Origin of the sequence: Paenibacillus sp. OK060, assembly GCF_900101205.1 — a bacterium.
Lineage (GTDB): Bacteria > Bacillota > Bacilli > Paenibacillales > Paenibacillaceae > Paenibacillus > Paenibacillus marchantiae.
The window spans coordinates 386,032-409,168 of record NZ_FNFR01000002.1 but is presented as its reverse complement, the minus strand read 5'-3'; the positions used below and the strand labels follow the sequence as shown (position 1 = coordinate 409,168).

Sequence of the window (23,137 nt, the reverse complement as noted above, 5' to 3'; positions counted from 1 at the left end):
CTCGCATTAGCCAATAAATCCCCTCAGGGTGGACAGGTCCATAGAGATTCCATGATTGTGGAATCTTCCTGTACAAAAGAGGGGATTTTTGTTGTTCCGTTTTGAAAGTCGAGATAGAGACGAGAGAGAGTACCTCACAATGGAGCTGTGACGGCATTTTTTAATTTGGATACGCCTTCCTGTAATTGAACATCTGACAAATGTGCAAATGATAAATAGATACCATACTTCGTACCGTCAGACGTTGAACTGCTGACTTCTGCGTATACAACCCCTTCTGATCTAGCCGACGAACGAAAGACTTCATAAGTGGACGCATCACCTCGCCACCAGCCAAACACGTGCAGACCGGCTTCATTTTCCACCCAATCAAACCATGTTGAGAGTTGCTGGTTCAAAAGTTTGAGTAACAGATGAAATTTGCGACTGTATAAACGATTCATCCTGCGCAGATGACGCTCATATTGGCCGCTTGTCATAAATGCGGCTAATGCCCGCTGCTCGATCAGATTGACGGGTCTTGGCTCGTATAATGCCTGTGCTTTTCTAAAGGTGTCTGCCAAAGTAGGGGGGAGAACCACATAACCAAGCCGTACTTCCAAAGGCAAGGTTTTCGTGAAGCTACCCAGGTAGATTACGCGCCCCGCTTTATCCAATGTTTTCAGCGGTTCAACATGCATTCCGCGATATCGGAATTCACTATCATAATCATCCTCGACAATCATGGCATCATGACGATGTGCCCAGTCCAGCAATGTTTGTCTGCGTTCAAGGCTGAGCATTTCGCCAGTAGGGAATTGTCGGGACGGCGTGACAAACAACATACGTGCTTCCCAGTTTTGGGGAACAACGCCTTGACCATCGAGATTGGCTTCAATCAACGTTGCACCTGCAGCCAAAATGGCTTGAGAAATCCCGATATAACAAGGACTCTCCGTCACTACATGATCCCCGGGATCTGCAAGTAATTGAGTGAGTAGAGCTATAGCTTGCATAGAGCCTGCAGTCACTGCAATATGATCCGCATCGACTTGAATCCCCCGCATCCGCCGAAGGTAGGCAGCAATGGCTTCTCGCAATTTCGGCTCTCCTGTTGAACTAACAAGAGCAGAGGTTGTTTCTATGTGATGCTCTCGATTTCGTATCTCAGCATACAATCGATTGTTCCATTCATCGTAAGGGAATTTGGAGAAATCAGGCTGGTATTTGCTAAAATCAATAACTTCGTCGCTTTCTATTCTGGAATTGCTTGTTTGTGCATTGGTTTGTGAATTCCTTTGAGTTGTGTGCTGTTCAAACTGCTGAATACGATTCCCCCAGGCTGATAAGTGATGAGCGCAAGCTTTCACGGTGGACGCATCATTGCTTAAATCCAACTGATAAGCAACAAAGGTTCCTCTTCCATGCTCTGAATGAATGTAACCTTGAGCAGTCAATGTATCATAAACCTGATTCACTGTGCCTCGGGAAATGTGATACGTCGCAGCTAACTCTCTCGTAGATGGTAACTTCTCGCCATGCACCAGATTACCTTCATGAATAGCATCACGAATCGCATGATAGAGAGCCTTCATCTTGGTATATTTTCGGTTCAAATATGAACTGTAAGCTACATGAAATTGCATATGCCCTCCAGAGTTTAATTTAGAAGTGGTACAATAAAAACCGAAATTATTGGATCTTTTTAGTTGTCCATTCTCATTCTATACTAAATCATAGCTTGAAGTGAAACAATAAATTTAATTAGGAGGAATACAATCATGCAAACAGGTACAGATCGTGTAAAAAGAGGAATGGCTGAGATGCAAAAGGGCGGCGTCATCATGGACGTTATGAATGCAGAACAAGCTAAAATTGCTGAAGCAGCAGGGGCAACAGCTGTTATGGCTCTTGAACGGGTACCCTCCGATATTCGCGCAGCCGGTGGTGTAGCTCGCATGGCAGACCCAACCATCGTGGAAGAGGTTATGAAGGTTGTGTCTATTCCGGTTATGGCCAAGGCGCGTATCGGTCATTACATAGAAGCCAAAGTACTTGAATCCCTAGGTGTGGACTATCTCGATGAAAGTGAAGTTCTTACGCCTGCAGACGAAGTATTCCATATCGATAAACATGAATTCACTGTACCTTTTGTATGTGGAGCCAAAGATTTGGGAGAAGCTCTTCGCCGTATTGGTGAGGGTGCATCGATGATTCGTACAAAAGGTGAGCCTGGAACGGGCAACATTGTTGAGGCAGTTCGTCATATGCGTCTGATTAACAGCCAGATCCGCAAAGTGAAAAACATGTCCAAGGATGAGTTGTACGCTGAAGCCAAGAATCTGGGCGTAGCTTATGAATTACTGCGCGATGTTCATGAAAATGGAAAACTTCCAGTCGTTAACTTTGCAGCAGGCGGTGTAGCCACTCCGGCAGACGCAGCACTAATGATGCATCTGGGAGCAGACGGTGTGTTTGTAGGATCAGGTATTTTCAAATCAGATAACCCTGAGAAATTCGCTCGTGCAATCGTTGAAGCTACAACACATTACACGGATTACAAACTGATTGCCGAAGTATCCAAAAACTTGGGTGCCCCTATGAAAGGCATTGAAATTTCTAAATTGGCTCCAGAAGAGCGCATGTCCAACCGCGGTTGGTAAGGCGTAAATAGAACAGTAGTTTTAAAGTAGTGTTATGATTTTGCACAACGCTGTATATGAGCATTGAGCCTGAATGAAGTAGGAATAGATATCAAGAAAAGCCGATCAATGGATAAAATTGATCGGCTTTGTTGCGCTTTAGGGTCTGAATCATGCGTTTCATCCGAATCTCGCTCTTAAACCTGTGATAAAATAGTATATTTGAGAGTGAAATTCAGCATCGATGTCGATGAAAGGCGGATGTTCAAACATGTTCAATGTTGCAATCTGTGATGACGAGGAGAACCAAAGAGAACTTGTAAAAACGATGCTTATCTCCTTATCTCTAAAAACGAATATTGATTTTCAAATTACATTATTTGCATCCGGTGAGCAGCTCGTCTCACATTATAAAAACGTTGGAGACACGTTTCATATCCTCATCATGGATGTGGAGATGAGCGGAATGAACGGAATCCAGACAGCCAAAGAAATCAGGAATATGAAGTATCTGGATGTGCAAATCATGTTTCTGACCAGCTACCCCGAGTATATGGTGGAGAGTTTTGATGTGGTTACTTTTCAATATCTGATCAAACCAATCCTGCCGGATATCTTCGAGGAGAAAATGATTAAGCTGTGCCAATATTTTATAGCGCTGGACAAAAAGTATGTACTGATTAAATCAGACTATGAAGAGCTTCTATTGAAATACGATGATATTCTCTGGATTGAGGTCATGAAGAGTTTGACGATCAAGAACAAATTAAAATTTGTGACTCAGGAAAATTCGCATGAGAGCAAAGGCATCTTATCCGGTTACGCTACCGCTTTGAAAGATCATGGTTTCTTGCAGATTCATCGCTCGATTATCATCAACCTGATGCATGTTCAGAAGTTTGCGGGTACCCAAGTCGTCATGTTAAATGGTACGGAATTGCCTATAGGCCGCTCCAAAGTAAAGGAAGTCAAGGATGCTTATACCAAATATATGATCATGAGGATTCAGTGATATGGATATGTATGTAATCTTGTCCGTCTTCGTCGTTCCTTTACTTATGGCATTTCAGGTGAATTTTTATTTCAATTCCGTGCTGGGCAAGTCCAGACGAAAGCCATATAGAGCAATCTATTTCATTGTATTTATCGTACTAGGGTATTTCTATTTGGTATCTTCATTTTCACCTGTCGTTTCGTCCGCTTTTGCATTGTTATTCATCTTCAGCCTGGCACAATCCTATGAGGTGGAATTCATCATAAAACTTGCTTTTACCATCCTCTATGCAGTACTACTCACAACGGTAAATTACATTGCCGTATATATTATGAGTGCGATCGATTCCACGGATTACAGCATATGGGATCATTTCAACGTGGATTATCACTGGGTGTTCTCCAAAGTGATGTTGCTTGGTTGCAGTATCATGTTCATTGTTATCCAGATTGTGCGTTTGATTGCCAAACGGAGAAGTTTCGCTGTGCATTATCGTTATTATTTCTTGTTTCTGATCGTACCTACCATTACGATCTATCAGATCAATGTGGCCTCGACTTATAGTGAAAAAAATATATATTACGTCGTTTCCGTGCTGGGCTCTCTTTTTCTCAATGTGTTCATTGTTTATGTATTCGATAATATGGTGGAAAAGGTTCAGCTCGCACATGAAAATGTTCAACTACAGCGTCAGATGGACTATCAGGATGCCAACTATGAAAAGACAGTGCACAGTTTCAAAAACGTGAAAAGCATCATCCATGATACCAATCAGCAGTTCCTGTACATTGAAGAGTGTATCAAGCAAAACAAGCTTGATGCCGCAGGTGAGCATATTAAACTCACATTGAATAAGATTGAAGGAGCGTACCAGCGTGTGAACTCCGGCAATCTTGTTATCGATGCCCTTGTTACGAATACCATCGCCGTGGGGAAGGCAAATGGGATCAAAGTCGACACCCGTATTCAACTCCATTCACAACATCTCCATATCGATCGTTATGATCTGTGCGTTGTGCTCGGCAATATGTTGGATAATGCCATCGAAGCTTCCAAGAAAGTTAGACATGCCGAAGACAGGTATATCCTGGTTGCAATTCACTCCACGGCGTCTGCACTCGTAATCCAGATTCTAAATCATGTGGAGCAAAAATTGACTCACCTCAAGAGTGAGAAGCCCAATCCCGAGTTCCATGGGATCGGCTTAACCAATATATCGAGAATGTGCGACAAGTATGGCGGACATATGAGTATCGAGAATCATCATCGGACATTTAATAACATGGTCGTTCTTCCTTTTGACATGAACAGTCTCTGAACATACCGTTCGGGGATTGTTTTTTTCCATTCAGGGTTCGTTATCATTCTATATGCTTCTTCCCCGATATGATGAATGTAATTATATGAGCAGTATCATAAGGGAGGAAGTTATTATCATGAAGAAACTAATCAGTATGCTATGTACGGCTGTACTTGTAGTCATTCCGATGACAGATGTCAGTGCAGAGACGAACAAGATGGGAGCGATTGAAGATCAGGCTGGGCGACTCGCCACAGAGATGGTGCAGAATTATGGTGTCACAGGTTTACAATATGCGATCATGGATGAAGGGAAGATCATTTTGTCCGACAGTGTTGGATTTCAGGACAAAGCATCCAAGACACCAGTCGACAAGGATACCATGTTTGGAATAGGCTCCGTTAGCAAAATGGTTGTCACGGCTGCCACCATGATGCTGGTGGATTCCGGTAAAGTGGATCTGGATCAGTCCCTCACTTCCTATATTAAAGATTTTGAAATGGCAGACGCCCGGTATACCCAAATAACCCCACGAATGCTCATGAACCATTCCTCCGGGCTTTATGGCACCCATTATGGAAACAGTATGTTATTTGACGATACCGATACCCGCAATCATGATGAATTACTACTCAAACTAAAGTCAGAGAAATTGAAATCAACCCCGGGAGCCTATTCCGTCTATAGCAATGATGGCTTTCAATTGCTTGAGATATTGGTTGAACGTGTGAGTGGATTGAGCTACAGCGAATTTATTGCCAAGTTCATCAGTGAGCCGTTACAGCTGCAAGCAACCAAGACACCGCTTGATTCTTTTGATAGAAAACAATTATCGGAAACCTATTGGCCTTCGTTTGAAACGAAACTGCCTGTCGAAAATGCCAATATCATCGGTGCAGGTGGAGTCTACTCGACTGCAGAAGAATTAAGCAAGTTCGCTGAAGTGTTGATAGGAAACAAACCGGATATTCTGTCCAAATCAGCAGCAGAGTCCATGCAAAATCATGAATATCGTCGGGGAATATGGGTGTCCGAAGAGAGAAATACCTTCAACTATGGTCTCGGATGGGATGCTGTAGCACTAGCACCGTTCAGCGATTATGGCATTACCGCACTTGCCAAAGGTGGAGACACCATGATGTATCATGCCTCATTAATCACTATACCGGAACATGATATATCAATAGCGGTCCTATCTTCGGGCGGGTCTTCTATCTATAATCAGATGTTTGCCACTAAAGTTCTGCTGGAGGTTCTTCAGGATCAAGGCATCATCGACGAGATAGAGCCTGAACAAACTTTCTCACAACCTGTCAAAACAACGATGCCATCGGAATTAACGGCGTATTCAGGCCACTATGGTACGGTAGGTTCAACCCTTGATATAGAGGTTAAAAATGGCGAGATCGCACTTCCGGCTATGCAGGGAGGACTTATCCCGGAGCAGAATTACGTGTACACAGGTGAAGGGGAATTTACGAGTGACGATGGAAGTGTGAAGGTCAGCTTCGAGAAAGAAAGCAACGACAAGGTATATTTTAAAGTTCAGGCGAATATCACGCTGCCTGGATTAGGCCAAACGGTCATGAACACATATGATTATCAAAAATTGGAAAAGAATTCACTGGATACAGCATCGAAAGAGAAATGGAAGGCTAGAAACGGCTCGAAATATTACGCGCTGGATGAAAAGATAACGTCGATCTTCTATCTGGTGCCATCGATGCTGATCAAAAACCTGACCGTAGATGTGGAGAACGGTTATGCGAATGGCACACAAATTGTAGATCCGTATAATGCAGAGAATGTTGCCCAGATTCCTGTGATGAACGGAAGAGATGCTTTCGATCTGCATTTCCGCACGAAGAACGAAGCGGAGTACTTAACTCAGGATGGACAGGAGTATATTGCGGAGGAAGCCATTACACCAATCTTCGGTGGGAAAAAAGGCATCACCACCATCCCTTCAAACGGTCAAGCTCGGTGGTATGCCATCGATTCCCGCTCAGCGAATAAAACGCTAACGGTGGATTCTCCGGAGAGCGGAGGTTATGCGGTATATAACGATAAAGGTGAAGTGCTTCAATTTTCAAAAGCAACGAATCAACAATCAACGCTGCTTCCTAAAGGTGGTTTTATCGTCTTTGGTGGTGAAGCGGGAGATGTCTTCAAGATTCAACTAAAGTGATTGCATAAGGAAAAATGATTTCATTCGAAAATATCGGATTCTGAGCGTAGGTTGCTCGTGATCCGATATTTTTCTTTTTTTATACGCCCAAACACAACATGATTCTCCTTCATAGGTTATATGGAATCAGCCTAATTTGTTAATGAAAATTATGTGTTTTCATAACTAAGGAGTTGGATAGATACGTGATTTCAAAAGTTAAGCTTACAGGGCGAGTGGTGTTTAAAGGTGACCCTGGATATGAAGTGGCTCGGAAGAACTGGGATCCGCATACGGACAGATTCCCTAAAGTTTTTGTATTTGCTCAAAAAACACAGGATGTAGCCAATGCCATAAGATGGGCGCGTCAAAATAAGGTCCCTATTCGTCCGAGAAGTGGGAGGCACGCTTTAGAGCCCAACCTATCACAGGTCAATGGTGGTATTGTCATCGACGTTAGCGAAATGAAGAGAATCAAATTAAACAAAAAAAGCGGAACGGCCGTCGTGGAGACAGGTAATCGGGTAGGAAGAATCGTGGATACGTTGGCTCGACAAGGATATATGGCCCCATTTGGTGACAGTCCAACGGTTGGAATTGGTGGAATAACACCTGGTGGTGGAATTGGTCCACTGCAAAGGACAACGGGTCTCATCTGTGATAATCTAATCGAGCTCGAAATGGTTGACGCTAAAGGGCGGATTATTCGGGCGAACAAAAAGAAAAATTCCGATCTTCTGTGGGCTACACGTGGCGGCGGAGGCGGTAACTTCGGTGTATATACTAAATATAAATTCAAGGTGCGGCGCTCTCCAGCCAAAGCTACTGTATTTAGTATCACATGGCCATGGAATCAGTTCGAAAAAGTCGTGAAGAAATGGCAAGTATGGGCGCCTAATGCCAGTACCAAGCTGGGAAGTGAATTAAGTGTTGGTCCCAAAAAAGGCGGAAATGTTAGCATGATAGGGGTATACCTCGGTTCGAAGAGTGAAGCCCTCCGTCAGTTGGAACCCATTCTTAGCGTAGGAACGCCTACCAAAAAAAGCATTCTGTACCTGCCATACAGGGCAGCCACGAAGTTTTTGCTAGCCCCAGATCCTGTGCTCACTCAAAGGTACAGCAACCAGTTTTCCAGTGGCTTTGGTAGACAGCCATTCCCGGATAAAGCCTTCAAAGTCATGCGTGAGTTTCTGGAAAATGCAGAGGAAGGTACACCAGCCGGTTTCTATTTCCTTAACTGGGGCGGTGCTGTAAGTCGAGTCGCTCCTCAAGCCACTGCGTTTTATTGGCGTAAAGCTGAATTTTATGTAGAATGGAACAGCTCATGGGTGAAGCCATCGCGTGCAGCTAAAAATATTGCTTTGACTCGGAACACAAGAAAGAAATTGCAACCTTATATTGTTGGGTCGTACATTAACGTACCAGACCAAGGTATTAAAAATCCAGGGCCGACCTATTATGGCAAGAACTTTGCCAGATTGAGAAAAGTAAAAGCGAAATATGATCCGAAAAATGTGTTTAATAACCCGCAAAGTATTCCACCGGCTAAATTAAAATAGGGTACGATTTCCAAACCGTTAATTCTGAAAAGAGTTAACGGTTTTTTTGACCTTTCTAATCGTTGTATTTACTATTTATTGTAGAGTAAGATGTAAAAAAATAATATTCATACTGCAACGGGGTTCTGGTAATTTATTTTAAGGAGGTAAAAGATGGATTACATTTCGTCGATTGAAGCAGCATTAAAGGTGAAGCGCCCTAAATATACCGCCATAGCGGCGGGGCGACGTCATACCATTGGTCTTAGATCGGACGGAACGGTGACGGCAGTGGGTGATCATAAAGTTGGACAATGTGATGTAAACGGTTGGCGCGATATGGTGGCGGTAGCTGCTGGTAATGTTCACATGGCAACGAACACGGGTAATGCGCATACCATCGGCCTAACGTCTCGGGGCACTGTAGTGGCTGTGGGTTGGAATATACACGATCAATGCGAAGTCAACGACTGGCACGATATTGTAGCAATTGCTGCGGGGTGGCGTCGTACCGTTGGTCTTAAATCGGACGGCACAGTGATTGCAGTGGGACGAAATAATGAAGGCGAATGCGATGTAAGCAGCTGGCGTGATATGTTGGCGGTAGCGGCGGGTGACTGGCATACCGTCGGACTTAAATCAGACGGAACGGTGACGATTGTGGGCAATAATCAGTATGGCCAATGTGAAGTAAGCGGTTGGAGCGACATTGTCGAAGTAGCGGCAGGGTATCTTCATACCGTGGGGCTTACATCGGACGGTAAGGCGGTTGCCGTGGGTAGGAATAAACATGGCCAATGCGATACAAGCGACTGGGGTAATATTACGGCGATAGCGGTAGGAAGTAATCATACCATTGGCCTTAAATCGGACGGTACGGTTGTGGCTGTGGGGTTGAATAAGCATGAACAGTGCAATGTAGGGGGCTGGTGTGATATTGTGGCGGTAGCTGCGGGTTGTGCTCATACTCTTGGCATTAAATCAGACGGCACGGTGGTGGCTGTGGGGGATAATGAATATGGTCAATGTGATGTAAGCAGTTGGCGCGGCTAATTTACTATGGACGGGGGAATTGAATTGAAACGGATTGCGGTATATTGTGGTGCAAGTAAAGGTAACAACGCTATTTACGAGAAAGCTGCCGTTCAGATAGGTAACTGGATTGTTGACCAGGAACATGAACTAGTCTATGGTGGCGGAAAAGCAGGATTAATGGGAGTACTCGCTGATACTGTGATTCAACGTAGTGGCATTGTTACTGGGGTTATACCCACCTTTTTGCAAGCGAGAGAACTGGCCCATGAGCAGCTTAACAAAATCATTATTGTGTCTAATATGCATGAGAGAAAAGCTAAAATGATTGAACTTGCAGACTGCTATATTGCAATTCCAGGTGGACCAGGGACACTTGAAGAAATTACAGAGGTCATTTCGTGGGGGAGAATTGGGCAGCATGTCAATCCATGCATCTTCTACAATGTGAACGGATATTATGATCTGATTGGCCAATTCTATGACAAAATGGTCGAAGAAGGTTTCTTAACGAAAACAGATAGACAAAAGATACTTGTTACAGATTCTTTAGACGAAATTAACACTTTTATAAGTACTTATGTACCGCCTGATATTCGTCAATACAATTAATGTTTAATATCAGCGGCAATGTAACGAACGGATGAGTAGAAGGTTCGAAGACGGCACGTTCCGACTGGCACAATCGGTTAGGGCTCCATTGAAAGTCGCTATTATAGCGGCTTTTTTTGTTTTATCTGGATGTGCTACTAGAAACGGAAGATCTCGAGGGCATGGATAGTTGATCTGTCGTGGAAATTTCACCAATGGAATGTGGGGCTCTATAAATCGCAACTTCTTTATATGATAATAGTTATCATTCTCATTTACGTAGTTCGACATTTGCTGTATACTGACAATGACTATGATACATAATGGCCAAAAAGAAAAAGGAAAAGGGAGAGATTTTGAATGTTTTTACGAGTGAAAAAAGGAGCAATCCTTTGTTTAATTACTGCACTTGTTTTTGTGCTTGCAGCTTGCTCCAGTAGTAATGGCAGCAGCAAAGATGCAAACACTAGCTCACAGGGAGCAGTGACGGATACCGCTACGAATGCTTCAACAGATGAGCAAAAAACGGATGCGGATGCTACAGGCGCAGCTCAAACAACATACCCATTTGTTGTGTCAAACTATACAACTGAAAACGGCACCTGGGTGGCAAAGGAACAAACCTTTGATAAGGCACCTGAACGAGTAGTTGCCAATACACAAGGTGCAGCAGAGTTATTGATTCGTCTTGGTTTGACTGACAAGATTGTTGGCGTAGCGGCGTTGTTTGGCAATGTACCTGATGATATTGCTGAAGATTTCAAAAAAATTCCTGTGTTATCTGAAGGTTATGTAGGTAAAGAAGTGACCATAGGTGCTTCACCTGATCTGATTATGGGGCGCGGGGGATTGTTTGAAGATGCTGATTGGGGCGTTGGCACTGTAAACAGTCTGAATGAGATGAATATCAAAACATTTGTACAAAGTACCAGTGTTACTGACGCAAAATTAGATAATCTATATCAGGATATCACTGAGCTAGGTAAAATATTTAACGTACAAGCGAATGCAGCGGCATATATCGATCAGCTCAAAGCACGTGAGAAAGCGTTATCGGCTCGAGCAAGCGCTGAAACGATCAATTATGCATCTTTCTTTGATAATGGTGATGGAACCATTGGAGTGTACAACGGAAATGGAGACACATTTATTGAAAGTGCAATGTCATTAATCAATATCCATAATATGCTGATTAACGAAGAAGGCACCCTCAGTTTGGAGAAGCTAATCGAGATCAATCCAGATGCCATGATTATTTCGAAATATGCCGGCGGTATTGATCCAGAACAAACGATTGAAAAGCTGCTAGCCAACAAGCAATTGCAAAGTATTAACGCGATTAAAAACAAGAAAATTTACGTTATCGATTTCAACAACTTCTGGGGTTACGGGGATTCTATCTTCACAGGAGTTGAAGCACTTGCAGATGATCTGAACTTGTAAGGGCACATGCGCTTGCTTGATTACCATGATCCGATAAATATCATGTTTATTTTAACGGCAGAACAGTAATTTACTGGGCTGTCGTTTTCATTTTAATATGATCAAAGTATCGAAACAGGATAAGGCCCTTCCTCTTCATATTCGGGAAGAGAAGGGCTTGTCCGCATTAATGATTAATGAAGGATGTTTTTATTGGCAGAAGACCCAGATTATTGCGTTTCCTCTTTCACATCGACCACTTTTATCACGGGATAGGTTTGAACTGCATGGTCCAAAGTTTGTTTCTCCATCAGTTTCCCATCCAAGATAACGGCTGAGATGCTTGTCGTATTTCGGATATCCTCTAACGGATTCTTATCAAGAATTACGAGATCGGCAAGTTTTCCTTTTTCTACGGTGCCCAGTTCCTGCTCTCTTTCCAAATATCGTGCCGGATTCAACGTTGCTGACTGCAAGGCCTGGAGTGGGGTGAGGCCGCTTTTAACTAGCAATTCAAGTTCATCGTGCAAGGAAATGCCGTATATAAAGTTAGTCATTTCGTAACTGGAATCGGTGCCTGCAAGCATAGGCACGCCAGCATCATTTAACTTTTTGACCATGCCCGGCGTTAGGGAATTGATGGCCTCCATTAATTCCGTTTGTTCGGGAGGGGTGGCACGAATCACTTCGGCCCATTGCTTCTGCACGGCCGTCGGTACGTATTTGGACCGCGGATCGATTTCGGTTTTGGCCATATTCAAATAGGTAACCATGGTCGGTACAGGCCAGACACCTTTTTCTTTGAATTTGCGGAACAGCTTGTTAGCCTTTACTGAATCATAAGATTGGGAAGCCGCGACCTCTGCGAGCGAATAACCAAGCAAATCACTCATGTCGGCATGTTTGAAAAGTTCATCCTCGATGCTCGAAGTGGCAATAAACAACCCGTGTAGGTGCTCTATGCTCTTAAATCCTAGCTGAACGGCTTCGCTGGCTCGAACCTCTACCGGCAAATGACCGACAACTGGCAAACCGTATTTTTGGGCTTCATCCATGACTGCTAGAAACAGAGGACGCGGCAACCAAGAGTACACTTTGATATGATCCGCGCCTTTTGCCACATTGAGACGTACAGCTTCCCGCGCTTGTTCCTCTGTGCTCAGGTAGAACATGTGTGGGGCTTCGTCAGCAGGACCTCCATTTAGAGTCGAACCTGCATAGAATAGACGTGGTGCAGGCATTCCGGCTTGAATACTCGTTTTCCATATATCGACGTTTGTCAGCGCCGCGCCCATCTCCCTTACTCCGGTTACACCATTAGCCAGAAAGAGAGGAAAAGCGTCTTTATAGTTATCTTCCAGATGGACATGCATGTCCCACAGACCGGGAATGATGTATTGGGCCTTAGCATTCCGTACTTGCGCGTAATCGGGAATGGCCGTTTGACTGCTACTTCCAATGTAACTGATCTTGTTATCCTTAATGATAATGGTCTGATCGCTGGCTAACTTTCCGGACCTTACATCTACAATCGTCGCATGCTCAAGCGCTAACGTCTGCCTTGTCGCAGGTTCAATGCTTGCATAACCGGTACCTGTAGCGCATGCTAACACAATCCAAAATGCCATGAACCCTACTATGTACTTCTTGAAGCTGCCCAATTCTCTCGTTAAACTCATTATTGTCCTCCTCATAGATATGAATGATATCAACCAATATATCTTCATTCTAGAGTGTGAATCCTGATTTTTTATTAATTCATTCTTACAAAAATCTTACGGTTGAAAGGGAAGAGGAAGCAGTAGCCTTTTTTATTTTTAGCCTTGTCAAATTAACAAATCCTGAATAATCTAACACATACCACAAAAGAGGGGGAAGAAACATGAGCGAAGTTGGATATGGAAATGTAGGCGGACTTGGTGGAGGATACGGTGGCTTCACGTCCGTTGGTGCAATTCTGGTATTGTTTATTCTGTTGGTTATCATCTCCAAAGCATTCTTAGTTTAATATTAAGCTTAGAATTTCCGCTGGCTTTCGCTGGCGGTTTTTTTTGTTATGTAAAGGTCAACAAAAGCAATTTAAATAGGGAACGTTATGTCATGATTAACTGACATAATGTTCCCTAACATGATCCTACATTTCTCGCTTATACTACGGTGATCGTTCCATAATACATGTACATGCCACAATTAAAGTTGTACGTTCCAGGTTTCAGATCTTTTAAGGTAATGAAGTTGTCACCTTTTTCAAGATACACATCTATTCCTAAATCTTTAGACTGAACACTTCTTATACATGTATAACCTGAATGTTTTATAAAATTTATTTTCGTCGGAACGCCAGCTTTTACTTTAATATTTTCTTGACTAAAACCATCTGATTTTACGTCGACAGAAACAATCTGATATCCTGAATTTTCTTGAACAGAATTAGCTTGCTCACTCTGTGATTCTTGTGATTTAATTGCCGATGTATCATTCGGTTGGAATTGGTAAAATAACGTTGCACCCACAGCTACAATTCCAAAAGCTACAGTGAGTATACCTCCAATAAACGGCACACCAATTCCACTTTTATTTGTTTTAGCGCTAGTATCCGTTTCTTGATTCGACAATTGAAGAGCAACGCTCAAAATAAAAATGAATAGGATATCAACAAATATCATCATGATATAGGAAGGACCAATCATTACCCCGAGCATTGCGCCCATCATGCCACCCATGATTCCTGCCAACATACCATCCAAAGTTGCCAATATACTGATAGGTTTGCCTGTGAAGTATCCGGCTCCTAAGCCAAACAATATGGCGGCAATGGATGGGACTGTTAGATCACGAGGAAACACAATGCCTAATTGTACACCAAGTACAAGGCTGGACATCATGCCAATGGTCATAGCGATCATCATGCCAGGCATACCTGTAAGTTTTTCTTTTCGCTTATACGTTTTAAGAACAATGAATGCTGTAAAAAGTACGACCATAACTATACTTAATATCGCTAATAACACAATCTTATTCCTCCTAATATCCATACAGTAATGATGGTAGTTATCTACTCATAACATTACGATCAAGATCATTCATCTCACTCATGTACTAATATATCAGAATTATCATAAGAACGTGACTATTGTCACAGACAAGTCAAAGGATTGTCGTAATAGTATGAAGATAAATTGACATTTTGTTGATATCTCTTTCTATAATCTATGTTTAGTTCTTAGTTAGAGTATGGTCTAACCTAAATATAAGTTTCACTCTATATCAAAAAAATCAAGTGTCATTTTGGCCATTTCTTCTTTTGACTCCGTACAACCGCGTATTATCCACTTTTTTAATATGCTCCATAACCCCGCAGCCACCATCGTTCTCATATAATCTTTTTCTATTTCGCTCTGGTACTCATGCTTAGTACCTATAATATGCTCCATCGCTTCCAAGTAAAGAACGTATTGGTCGTTAAGAAGTCCAAATAATTGATTTTCGATTAAAATGTGCAGAAAAACGTTATGTTTCTCCCAAAATGTGAAATAGGCAAGGGGCATTTCATGAGGCCCTAAGTTTTGATCACTAATATATTCAAAAAAATCCTGAAACATTAAATCAATGATTTCGACGAGTACAGATTCCTTGGATGTGAAGTTGCGGTAAAAGGTTTTTCTTACTAGACCGGCTTTATCACACATCTCTGTTATCGTGATTGCGCTATAGGGTTTTTCCTGTAAAAGTTCAATTAAAGCATCACATAACCATTTCTTTGATCGTTGAGCAATAGGATTAACGCGAGTAGACATGTCACAAATCACCTCTAATGTGTAACCTCTGTCACACGTATTGACTGCTTTATAGACATCCAATTATAATCGAACCCAACAAGTTACACAAGTGTGACACTAATGGGAAGCGGAGGAATTTAGGATGAACAAGGTAGTGACTTTAGCACATACCTATGAAGATTACAAAAGATTAGGGATTAATAAAGAACCTGCCAATTGGGAAGATGGTATGAGAACAGATGGTCAAGCAGGTAGTTATGAGTGGTGGTATTTTGACGCCGAATTTACAGATGGTACTAAGATTGTGGTCGTGTTCTACACGAAGTATGAGTTCGACCTCAAAGGTGAGGCATGCCCAACAATAAGGTTTGATCTGACGATGCCGGATGGTAGAAACATTTCGAAAAAAATATCCGAAGAGAAAGGTAGTACAATCCGCGCTTCCAAAGAAACATGTGATGTGAAAATTGATAGAAGTAGTATCCAATACTCCAATGGGGATTATATAATCCATTTCGTTGACGATGACATTGAATATCGCTGTACCATGAAATCTATCGTGCCCATGTGGAGACCTAAAACAGGACATATATTTTTTGGAGAAAAACAAAAGGACTTCTTTGCATGGTTCGTTGCCCAGCCTTCTGCCGATCTGGAGGCCGTACTTACTGTAAATGGACAACGCCGTGAATTAGTTGGTAACGGATATCACGATCATAATTGGGGAAACGCAGAAATGAACAAGCTCATCAACCATTGGTACTGGTGCCGTGCTAATATTGGACCGTATACCGTGATATCTTGCGATATCATTGCGGAGAAAAAGTATGGTTATACACGCATGCCTATCATCATGATTGCTAAAGACGGTGTGATTCTGGAAGATCGTGAGGAGAACACGAGGATAGAACGAACGGATACGATTAAGCATCCCTTTACAAAGAAATTCATGGATAACCAATTGAAATTTATTCAGTCCTCTGGCAATAACACTTCTTATCAAATTGAGTATCATCGGGAAGCGGATATCGTTGCAAGTTCTCTATTGGAGGGCATGAAGCTTTCTTTACCGATGCGTGTGGCTGTAAAAGTCTTGAAAATAAATCCAACATACGTTCGTAGTATAGGGACAGTTAAGTTGACCGTCAATGAGAATGGGAAGCAAGAGGTACATCAGCAGGAAGGTCTCTGGGAACAGATGTTCTTTAGCAACATCAAAGACGCTATTATTTGTGAATAACAGGAGGGAAAAGAGTCCTATGAAAGTGCTTATTATATTTGACCATCCTTACACAGCTAATTCTTCTGAGAATGTTCCTCATCATAGAAGCTATTCAGCAGCATTATTGGCTTCGGTTACTAGAGGGCTTCAATCCAGTGGACACAATGTAGATCTCATTGACTTGCACGCAGATGGATTTAATCCTGTGATGTCAGGGGCAGAACTCTCGGCGTGGAGACAAAAGAAAACCCTTGATCCTCTGGTAAAAGATTATCAAAAAAGATTGCTTGCAGCGGATCATATAATCTTTATTTTCCCAATATGGTGGGAAGCGATGCCTGCATCAACGAAAGGCTTTTTGGATAAAGTGTTTGCCAAAGGAATCATTTATGAGGAACCTAAAAAAGGTAGGCCCTTTGTTAGCCAGTTAAAAAAGCTTAAGGGAGTATCGCTATTAACAGTAATGGCCACTCCAGGGTTCTTCTATAGATGGATATTTGGTAATCCCATAACTAAAATACTATTTCGTGGTACATTTCGGAAAATGGGGTTTCACAAGTTGAAATGGTATAACTATGCTGGTATGGATGGTCGTACACTAGAAGTTAGAACGAAAGCATTAGAAAAAACAGAGAAGCGCTTTGCATCATTCTAGTCGATAACTCGAAATTTATTTGCAAATTGCAAGTAATGATGATGAACATGAGCAAAAAAACACTTTATTTCCTATGCACAGGCAACTCGTGTCGGAGCCAAATGGCTGAAGGTTGGGCTAAGAAATACCTGAGTGAGGACTGGAACATTTATAGCGCAGGAATCGAAGCACACGGTTTGAATCCAAAAGCAGTGGAAGCGATGAACGAAGTAGGTATCGATATTTCAACCCAAACTTCGGACATCATTAACTCCGAGCTACTGAACAGTGCAGATTTCGTCGTCACATTATGCGGGGATGCGGCAGATAAATGTCCAATAACCCCTCCACAAGTGAAGCGAGAACACTGGGGATTCGACCATCCCACGAAAGCACAAGGTACAGAAGAAGAGAGATGGGCTGTATTCCAAAGGGTTCGTGACCAGATTGGGGAGCGCATGAAGACGTTCGCTGAAACAGGCAGATAACACAAACAGAGCTTTCCTGCAACTTAACATTATGGATCCAATACTTAGAGGGAGCAATAGCTGAGCGGGAATGGATTAAGAAGATTTAGAAAGCTTCGAATAACCACACCGTGATTATACCGTGGGAACCCAAAGAAGCCGTTAGTTATGACAGTTTAAAGAAGTGGACTGAAGTCTAGAGAGTGATGTGGTGGCAAGAGATTAACGCGAGTCATTAGTGGGGGTTCAAACTGCTGTTAAACATAACTCAAAAAGCAAAGGGTACCACCGCTGGTCTGAACAGATCAGCGGCTTTTTTATTACATTTTAAATTCATGGGGAAGAATAGGATGCATAGATCATAGCTAATGATGTGGTCTCATACGTTCCTCTCCAAATCGGTTAACTATGAGCCTGGCGATAAGCTTTTGGCGTCATATTGTAAGTCACTGCGAATTTTTGATAAAACGAATTCAGGTTGCTGATTTGAACCTTCTCGGCAATTTCTTGAATCGATAATGAAGTATTAGCCAAGTAATAACAAGCTAACTTCAATTTCAAAGAAACCTGAAGTTCTTTGAAATTCTTTCCCGATTTTTCCTTGATAAGATAAGAAAGGTATTTCGGATGATAACCAAACTGTTTGGATAATGACGATAAGGTGCAGTTCAAATATTCCTTTTCAATATAACGCAGGATATCCACTATATTGCCTGAAGAATCGTTGGATAACTGAATTTTCTGATTTTCGGAGTCATCCTGATATATACGCAGCAGCTCTGTAAAAATAATCACCAGATACGAGTTTATAATCTCACTTGAGTACATACGCAAGTCATAATACTCACAAAGCAAATCGGCAAACAAACGTTTAATTTTATGGTTTCCTTTAGTACGGAAGATCAGAAAGTTATCATGATTTTGACTGTTGGATATGGCTGAAAGGATTAGGTTGGATACAATGCTTTGTTTAGCTAATCGGCTGAGGAAATTACTTGATAAAAATTGGTCACTCATACTGATATTGATGACAAGATCGTTTTCCCCGATCTTGTTCTTCATACGAATAACGTCTTTATCAAAAACACAAACATCACCCTCCTTTAACGTTATGGTTTTATCATCCACCACATACGTGCATTCTCCTGAGTATATATAGTTCATATTGACATTGGTATGAACGTAAAGAGGAACGCTAGTAAAGCGAGAGTCCTTACTAATGGCGATTCCGGTTTCAATGACATTTAGAGGTTTAAAGCGATAGACCATATGCCCCCGGACATCTACCTGAATCATATCTTGGTAGATCGGGCTTACCGCATCCGGATTAGCCAAATACTTTTTTTCACTATCGGTGTATGATTTTAGAAAAAAATCCAATTGGTTATAGTTCATATCACTCAACCTTACCTTTTGATATAGTATAGCTTTCTTTATGATATTGTTACCGCTTCCAAAGCTTTTTACAATTTAAGTGTATCACTGGTCATACATTTTCCGCAAATTGAAAAGTGATATTAAGTCAGGGAATAGGGGGAAGAAGATATGGACTACAAGCGTACAGGAAGTAACATCATAAAAGAAATCGGGGGCAGAGAGAATGTCAACCAGTTAACGCATTGCGCTACAAGATTACGTTTTACACTCCAAGATTCTGCTAAGGCAGATCAAGAGAAGATGAAGGCGATTCCTGGTGTCCTTGGTGTGGTTAACAGTGGTGGACAGTTCCAGGTTATCGTAGGACAAGAGGTGGCGCGAATATACAATGAGATCGTTCCATTGTTAAGCGATAACACTTCTGACCAGGAAGAGATCAAAATCGAAGATTCAAACGTCTCTGCAAGAAAAGAGTCTGTCATTTCGCGTTTGTTGGGTACGATTTCTGGGATTTTCACGCCCATACTGCCTGCTATCACTGGGGCTGCAATGCTCAAAACGCTTCTCATCATTTTAACGATGACTCATCTTATGTCCAAAGAAACACAAACCTATGCCATTCTTAACTTTGTTACAGATGCGGCTTTTTATTTCCTGCCGGTTATGCTGGCATTCTCGGCAGCAAACAAATTTAAGATGAATCCAATGATGGCTGTGTCCTTAGGCGGCGTTCTATTACACCCGAGTTTTGTGGCTATGGTAGAAGCCAAAGACCCTGTTTACTTTTTGGGGATACCCGTATCCTTGGTAAGCTATGGTTCATCCGTTATCCCGATTATTTTGGTGATTTGGGCTGCTTCTTATGTTGAACGGTTTGCGGATCGGGTAACCCCAAAATCAGTTCGTTTCTTTATGAAGCCGTTAATCACATTACTTGTAATGGCACCGGTTGCACTAATTTTTATAGCTCCACTAGGTAACATCGTCGGAACATATGTTGCAGTGGGAATCAATTTTTTGAATAACCATCTCGTGTGGATTTTACCTTTCATTTTTGGTATTTTCGGGCCGGTATTTATCATGCTGGGTATGCATTACGCTGTTACCATACCCATTGTCATTCAATCCATTACAACCTATGGGTTCGATATGATTGGCGCCGGATTTCTGGTAGCTAACGTTGCACAAGGCGCAGCTGCATTTGCGGTGGCCAGACACGTCAAGAATGATCCGGATTTTAAAGTATTGGCTAACTCCGCGGCTTTTACCGCTCTCCTCGGCGTAACAGAGCCTGCCATTTACGGGGTGAATCTCAAGCTGAAAAAACCATTTTATGCCGTACTGGTTGCCGGAGGAATTAGTGGATTGTTTGTTGGCCTTATGGGAGTTAAGAGACTGGCGCTTGCTCCGACTGGATTACTGACTCTACCCATTTTTGCAGATCCAAATCATGCGATGAATCTTGTGTATGCAATTATCGGCGCTATCATCAGTTTTATCCTGTCCTACTTCTTAACAACCGTACTGTTGAAAAAATCTAAACACTAAACATTAGAATTACAATCTTACTTTTTGTTATTTTTATTTGATCTTTTGACATTGTTCCATCACCTTAAGTCTTTATATGATAAGGACGAGGGTTCTGATTAAACCCCATTCAAAAATAGAAAAATGTAAATATTGATTGGAGGATATGAATATGAGAACAGGGTTTTCGGAAGATTTCTTATGGGGCGGGGCAATTTCAGCATCCCAAGCGGACGGTGCCTATGACGTGGGCGGAAAAGGTTTGGATACCCAAGACTTGCGTTATTTTGACAGCAACTGGACCAAAGAGGAGCGTGACCATCATCGTAACATCAACATGACTGGTGAGCGGTTCAAGCAAGCATTATTGGACAAAGATATGACCCATTACCCATTTCGCTGGGGAATTGATTTTTACAGCAACTATAAAGAGGATTTAAGATTGATGGAAGAATTAGGATTAAAAATCTTCCGGACATCCATTAACTGGGCTCGAATCTTTCCTAACGGTGATGATGCAGAGCCGAATGAGACAGGTATACAATTTTACATTGATTTGTTTGATGAATGTCGCAAAAGAGGAATGAAAGTCTTTGCCACAATCCTGCATTACAATATTCCGGTTAACTTGGTTACGAAATACGGCGGCTGGAAAAACCGGCAAACCATCGAATTTTACTTGCGATATGCCAGAGTGCTGTTCGAAAGACTGGGAGATCGGGTGGATTATTGGCTGCCATTCAATGAGATCAATGCCGGCAAGTTTAACCCCTATAACGGTGTGTGCTTGATAAAAGATCAGGAAGAAGACTATGAAAATGCAATTTACCAATGTCTACATCACCAATTCATAGCGAATGCCCTAACTGTTAAGCTGGCACACGAGATCATCCCGGGTTCTAAGGTAGGCGGCATGATTGCCCGTTTCACGACTTATCCTGCGACCTGTAAGCCGGAAGACGTAATGCAGTCCATTTTAGATGAACAATATGCCAACTATTTTTATATGGATATTATGGCGCGAGGCAAGTATCCCGCTTATATGGAACGTTACTTTAATGACAACGACATCAATGTCCATAAAGAGGCGGATGACGATAATATTTTGCGGGAATACACTGTTGATTTCCTGAGTTTTTCTTACTATATGTCCATGGTAGCGACAACCGATAAAAACTGGGATCGAACCGGCGGGAACCTAGTGACAGGAAACAAAAATCCGTATCTAAAAGCAAGTGATTGGGGCTGGCAAATTGACCCGATTGGTCTGAGGGTTTCTTTAAACCAAATGTACGATCGTTATCAACTGCCCATCTTCATTGCGGAAAATGGAATAGGTGCCCTTGATGAATTGAATGAAGGCGAAATTCATGATTCTTACCGAATTGACTATCTCAAGGAACATTTCAAACAAATGAAAGAGGCTATTATTGATGGAGTTGAATTAATCGGCTACACGATGTGGGGGATTATTGATATTGTTTCCTGTGGTACGATCGAAATGAGGAAGCGTTATGGTGTAATCTACGTTGACCGGGATGACCGTGGACAGGGTACGAATAAACGGTATAAAAAGGATTCATTTTATTGGTATCAAAATTGTATCAAAAGTAACGGTGAGCATTTAGAAGATTGAAGACAGTAATGGGATTAGAGGCAGACTTCTGCTAAGGAAAAGAGGAAACAACATGTTTGGATTTAAAAGAAAACAAGAACATACAATGGAGATTTTTTCCCCAATTCAAGGTACAACTCGCTCTTTGGATGAGGTAGAAGACGAAGCTTTTTCCAGCAGAGCGTTGGGCGACGGATTTGCAGTTGAACCTTCCGAAGGAAAAGTGACAGCGCCATTTTCGGGTAAGATTGCCCATATCATGGAGAAGAGCAAGCATGCACTTATTCTTGAGCACGATTCTGGTGTTCAAATTCTAATTCATGTCGGCATGAACACGGTATCTTTAAAAGGTGAAGGATTTACTGCTCATGTACAAACCGGAGATCGTGTCGTACAAGGTCAAGTGCTGCTTGAGTTTGATATTCCTTTAATCAAAAAGGCCGGTTATGACCTATTGAGTCCAGTTATTGTTCCAAACGGCCAAGAAATAGTGAAAGAGGTACAGGTTTTAGGCAAGGGACCAGACTTGATGATTGAGGTTAAGTATTGAAACCCAAGAAAAACTCTCTACAAGGAATTATACTTTCTTAAGAAGTAATCCTAACATTTTTTAAGTATAAGAAACCTGTAGCCTATTATACGGCTACAGGTTTCTTATCGTTTAGTGGTTAAATGATGTGGTTCTCCATAATACTAATAGGACAAGCATGGACTTAATGAAGCTCTTTAGGTAGAGGAGGGGAAAGTAAGTTTTTATGTCATATTTCTAATGATCGTTCGGTTTTTCTACCTGTAATAAAAGTGATGGCCCATAGCCCAAAAAAGCTAATCACTAGTTTGATGGTTAATTC

At 42.0% G+C, this 23,137-nt stretch carries 20 protein-coding genes; 15 read left to right on the top strand and 5 right to left on the bottom strand.

Features of this window, described 5'->3' with window-relative positions:
- Window positions 1–134 precede the first annotated feature (134 nt).
- Entirely contained in the window at window positions 135–1,625 is a 1,491-nt protein-coding gene (locus tag BLS14_RS08110) for a MocR-like pyridoxine biosynthesis transcription factor PdxR (protein WP_090950916.1), read from the bottom strand.
- Window positions 1,626–1,757: 132 nt separating this feature from the next.
- Between BLS14_RS08110 and pdxS the strand changes: the two genes are divergently transcribed.
- The 8 genes from pdxS (at window position 1,758) to BLS14_RS08070 (ending at window position 11,686) form a co-directional block, all read left to right on the top strand.
- The gene (gene pdxS, locus BLS14_RS08105) at window positions 1,758–2,642 is read left to right on the top strand and encodes a pyridoxal 5'-phosphate synthase lyase subunit PdxS (protein ID WP_211754044.1); all 885 of its coding nucleotides are present in this window, start codon (window positions 1,758–1,760) and stop codon (window positions 2,640–2,642) included.
- Between the two features lie 250 nt (window positions 2,643–2,892).
- The gene (locus tag BLS14_RS08100) at window positions 2,893–3,633 is read left to right on the top strand and encodes a LytR/AlgR family response regulator transcription factor (RefSeq protein WP_072733171.1); all 741 of its coding nucleotides are present in this window, start codon (window positions 2,893–2,895) and stop codon (window positions 3,631–3,633) included.
- Window position 3,634: 1 nt separating this feature from the next.
- Window positions 3,635–4,933: an ATP-binding protein gene (locus BLS14_RS08095; RefSeq protein WP_090950912.1), complete on the top strand. Its 1,299-nt coding sequence runs from the start codon at window positions 3,635–3,637 to the stop codon at window positions 4,931–4,933.
- Between the two features lie 118 nt (window positions 4,934–5,051).
- Window positions 5,052–7,103 (top strand): serine hydrolase domain-containing protein, encoded by a 2,052-nt coding sequence (locus BLS14_RS08090; RefSeq protein WP_090950907.1) that lies wholly within the window; start codon window positions 5,052–5,054, stop codon window positions 7,101–7,103.
- 185 nt (window positions 7,104–7,288) lie between these two features.
- Window positions 7,289–8,641, top strand: coding sequence for an FAD-binding oxidoreductase (locus tag BLS14_RS08085; protein ID WP_090950902.1), 1,353 nt, complete (start codon window positions 7,289–7,291; stop codon window positions 8,639–8,641).
- 153 nt (window positions 8,642–8,794) lie between these two features.
- Window positions 8,795–9,673 (top strand): RCC1 domain-containing protein, encoded by an 879-nt coding sequence (locus tag BLS14_RS08080; RefSeq protein WP_090950896.1) that lies wholly within the window; start codon window positions 8,795–8,797, stop codon window positions 9,671–9,673.
- Window positions 9,674–9,679: 6 nt separating this feature from the next.
- Window positions 9,680–10,264 carry an LOG family protein gene (locus BLS14_RS08075; protein WP_072733167.1) on the top strand — a complete coding sequence of 195 codons (585 nt, stop codon included), beginning with the start codon at window positions 9,680–9,682 and terminating at the stop codon, window positions 10,262–10,264.
- 339 nt (window positions 10,265–10,603) lie between these two features.
- Window positions 10,604–11,686, top strand: a complete 1,083-nt coding sequence (locus BLS14_RS08070) for an ABC transporter substrate-binding protein (protein WP_090950892.1) — start codon at window positions 10,604–10,606, stop codon at window positions 11,684–11,686.
- Window positions 11,687–11,895: 209 nt separating this feature from the next.
- Here the strand turns inward: BLS14_RS08070 and BLS14_RS08065 are convergent, their stop codons facing one another.
- A complete protein-coding gene (locus BLS14_RS08065) occupies window positions 11,896–13,344 on the bottom strand; it encodes an amidohydrolase family protein (RefSeq protein WP_176854433.1) in 1,449 nt (482 codons plus the stop codon).
- A gap of 203 nt (window positions 13,345–13,547) precedes the next feature.
- Between BLS14_RS08065 and BLS14_RS32945 the strand changes: the two genes are divergently transcribed.
- Window positions 13,548–13,673, top strand: a complete 126-nt coding sequence (locus BLS14_RS32945) for a hypothetical protein (RefSeq protein ID WP_063562644.1) — start codon at window positions 13,548–13,550, stop codon at window positions 13,671–13,673.
- A 139-nt stretch (window positions 13,674–13,812) separates the two neighbouring features.
- On the opposite strand, the gene BLS14_RS33075 is transcribed toward BLS14_RS32945, so the two are convergent.
- Together BLS14_RS33075 and BLS14_RS08055 are read right to left on the bottom strand one after the other, a co-directional pair.
- On the bottom strand, window positions 13,813–14,676 hold the full coding sequence (locus BLS14_RS33075; protein WP_256336274.1) for a cupredoxin domain-containing protein: 864 nt from the start codon (window positions 14,674–14,676) through the stop codon (window positions 13,813–13,815).
- A gap of 246 nt (window positions 14,677–14,922) precedes the next feature.
- Entirely contained in the window at window positions 14,923–15,462 is a 540-nt protein-coding gene (locus BLS14_RS08055) for a TetR/AcrR family transcriptional regulator (protein WP_090950883.1), read from the bottom strand.
- A 124-nt stretch (window positions 15,463–15,586) separates the two neighbouring features.
- Here BLS14_RS08055 and BLS14_RS08050 point away from each other — a divergent pair, with 124 nt between their 5' ends.
- From BLS14_RS08050 to arsC, 3 genes are read left to right on the top strand one after another with little or no spacing between them, the layout of a single operon-like run.
- Window positions 15,587–16,684: a lipocalin-like domain-containing protein gene (locus tag BLS14_RS08050; RefSeq protein WP_090806879.1), complete on the top strand. Its 1,098-nt coding sequence runs from the start codon at window positions 15,587–15,589 to the stop codon at window positions 16,682–16,684.
- A gap of 19 nt (window positions 16,685–16,703) precedes the next feature.
- The gene (locus BLS14_RS08045) at window positions 16,704–17,321 is read left to right on the top strand and encodes an NAD(P)H-dependent oxidoreductase (RefSeq protein WP_079693805.1); all 618 of its coding nucleotides are present in this window, start codon (window positions 16,704–16,706) and stop codon (window positions 17,319–17,321) included.
- Window positions 17,322–17,368: 47 nt separating this feature from the next.
- Window positions 17,369–17,788, top strand: coding sequence for an arsenate reductase (thioredoxin) (arsC, locus tag BLS14_RS08040; protein WP_090950879.1), 420 nt, complete (start codon window positions 17,369–17,371; stop codon window positions 17,786–17,788).
- 381 nt (window positions 17,789–18,169) lie between these two features.
- Here arsC and BLS14_RS08035 read toward each other — a convergent pair whose 3' ends face one another.
- Window positions 18,170–19,162: an AraC family transcriptional regulator gene (locus BLS14_RS08035; protein WP_090950875.1), complete on the bottom strand. Its 993-nt coding sequence runs from the start codon at window positions 19,160–19,162 to the stop codon at window positions 18,170–18,172.
- Between the two features lie 150 nt (window positions 19,163–19,312).
- Here BLS14_RS08035 and BLS14_RS08030 point away from each other — a divergent pair, with 150 nt between their 5' ends.
- From BLS14_RS08030 to BLS14_RS08020, 3 genes are all read left to right on the top strand, one after another.
- Window positions 19,313–20,692, top strand: a complete 1,380-nt coding sequence (locus tag BLS14_RS08030; RefSeq protein ID WP_090950870.1) for a PTS transporter subunit EIIC — start codon at window positions 19,313–19,315, stop codon at window positions 20,690–20,692.
- 151 nt (window positions 20,693–20,843) lie between these two features.
- Window positions 20,844–22,307, top strand: a complete 1,464-nt coding sequence (locus BLS14_RS08025; protein WP_090950866.1) for a glycoside hydrolase family 1 protein — start codon at window positions 20,844–20,846, stop codon at window positions 22,305–22,307.
- Between the two features lie 52 nt (window positions 22,308–22,359).
- Window positions 22,360–22,836: a PTS sugar transporter subunit IIA gene (locus BLS14_RS08020; protein ID WP_090950861.1), complete on the top strand. Its 477-nt coding sequence runs from the start codon at window positions 22,360–22,362 to the stop codon at window positions 22,834–22,836.
- Window positions 22,837–23,137: the final 301 nt, after the last annotated feature.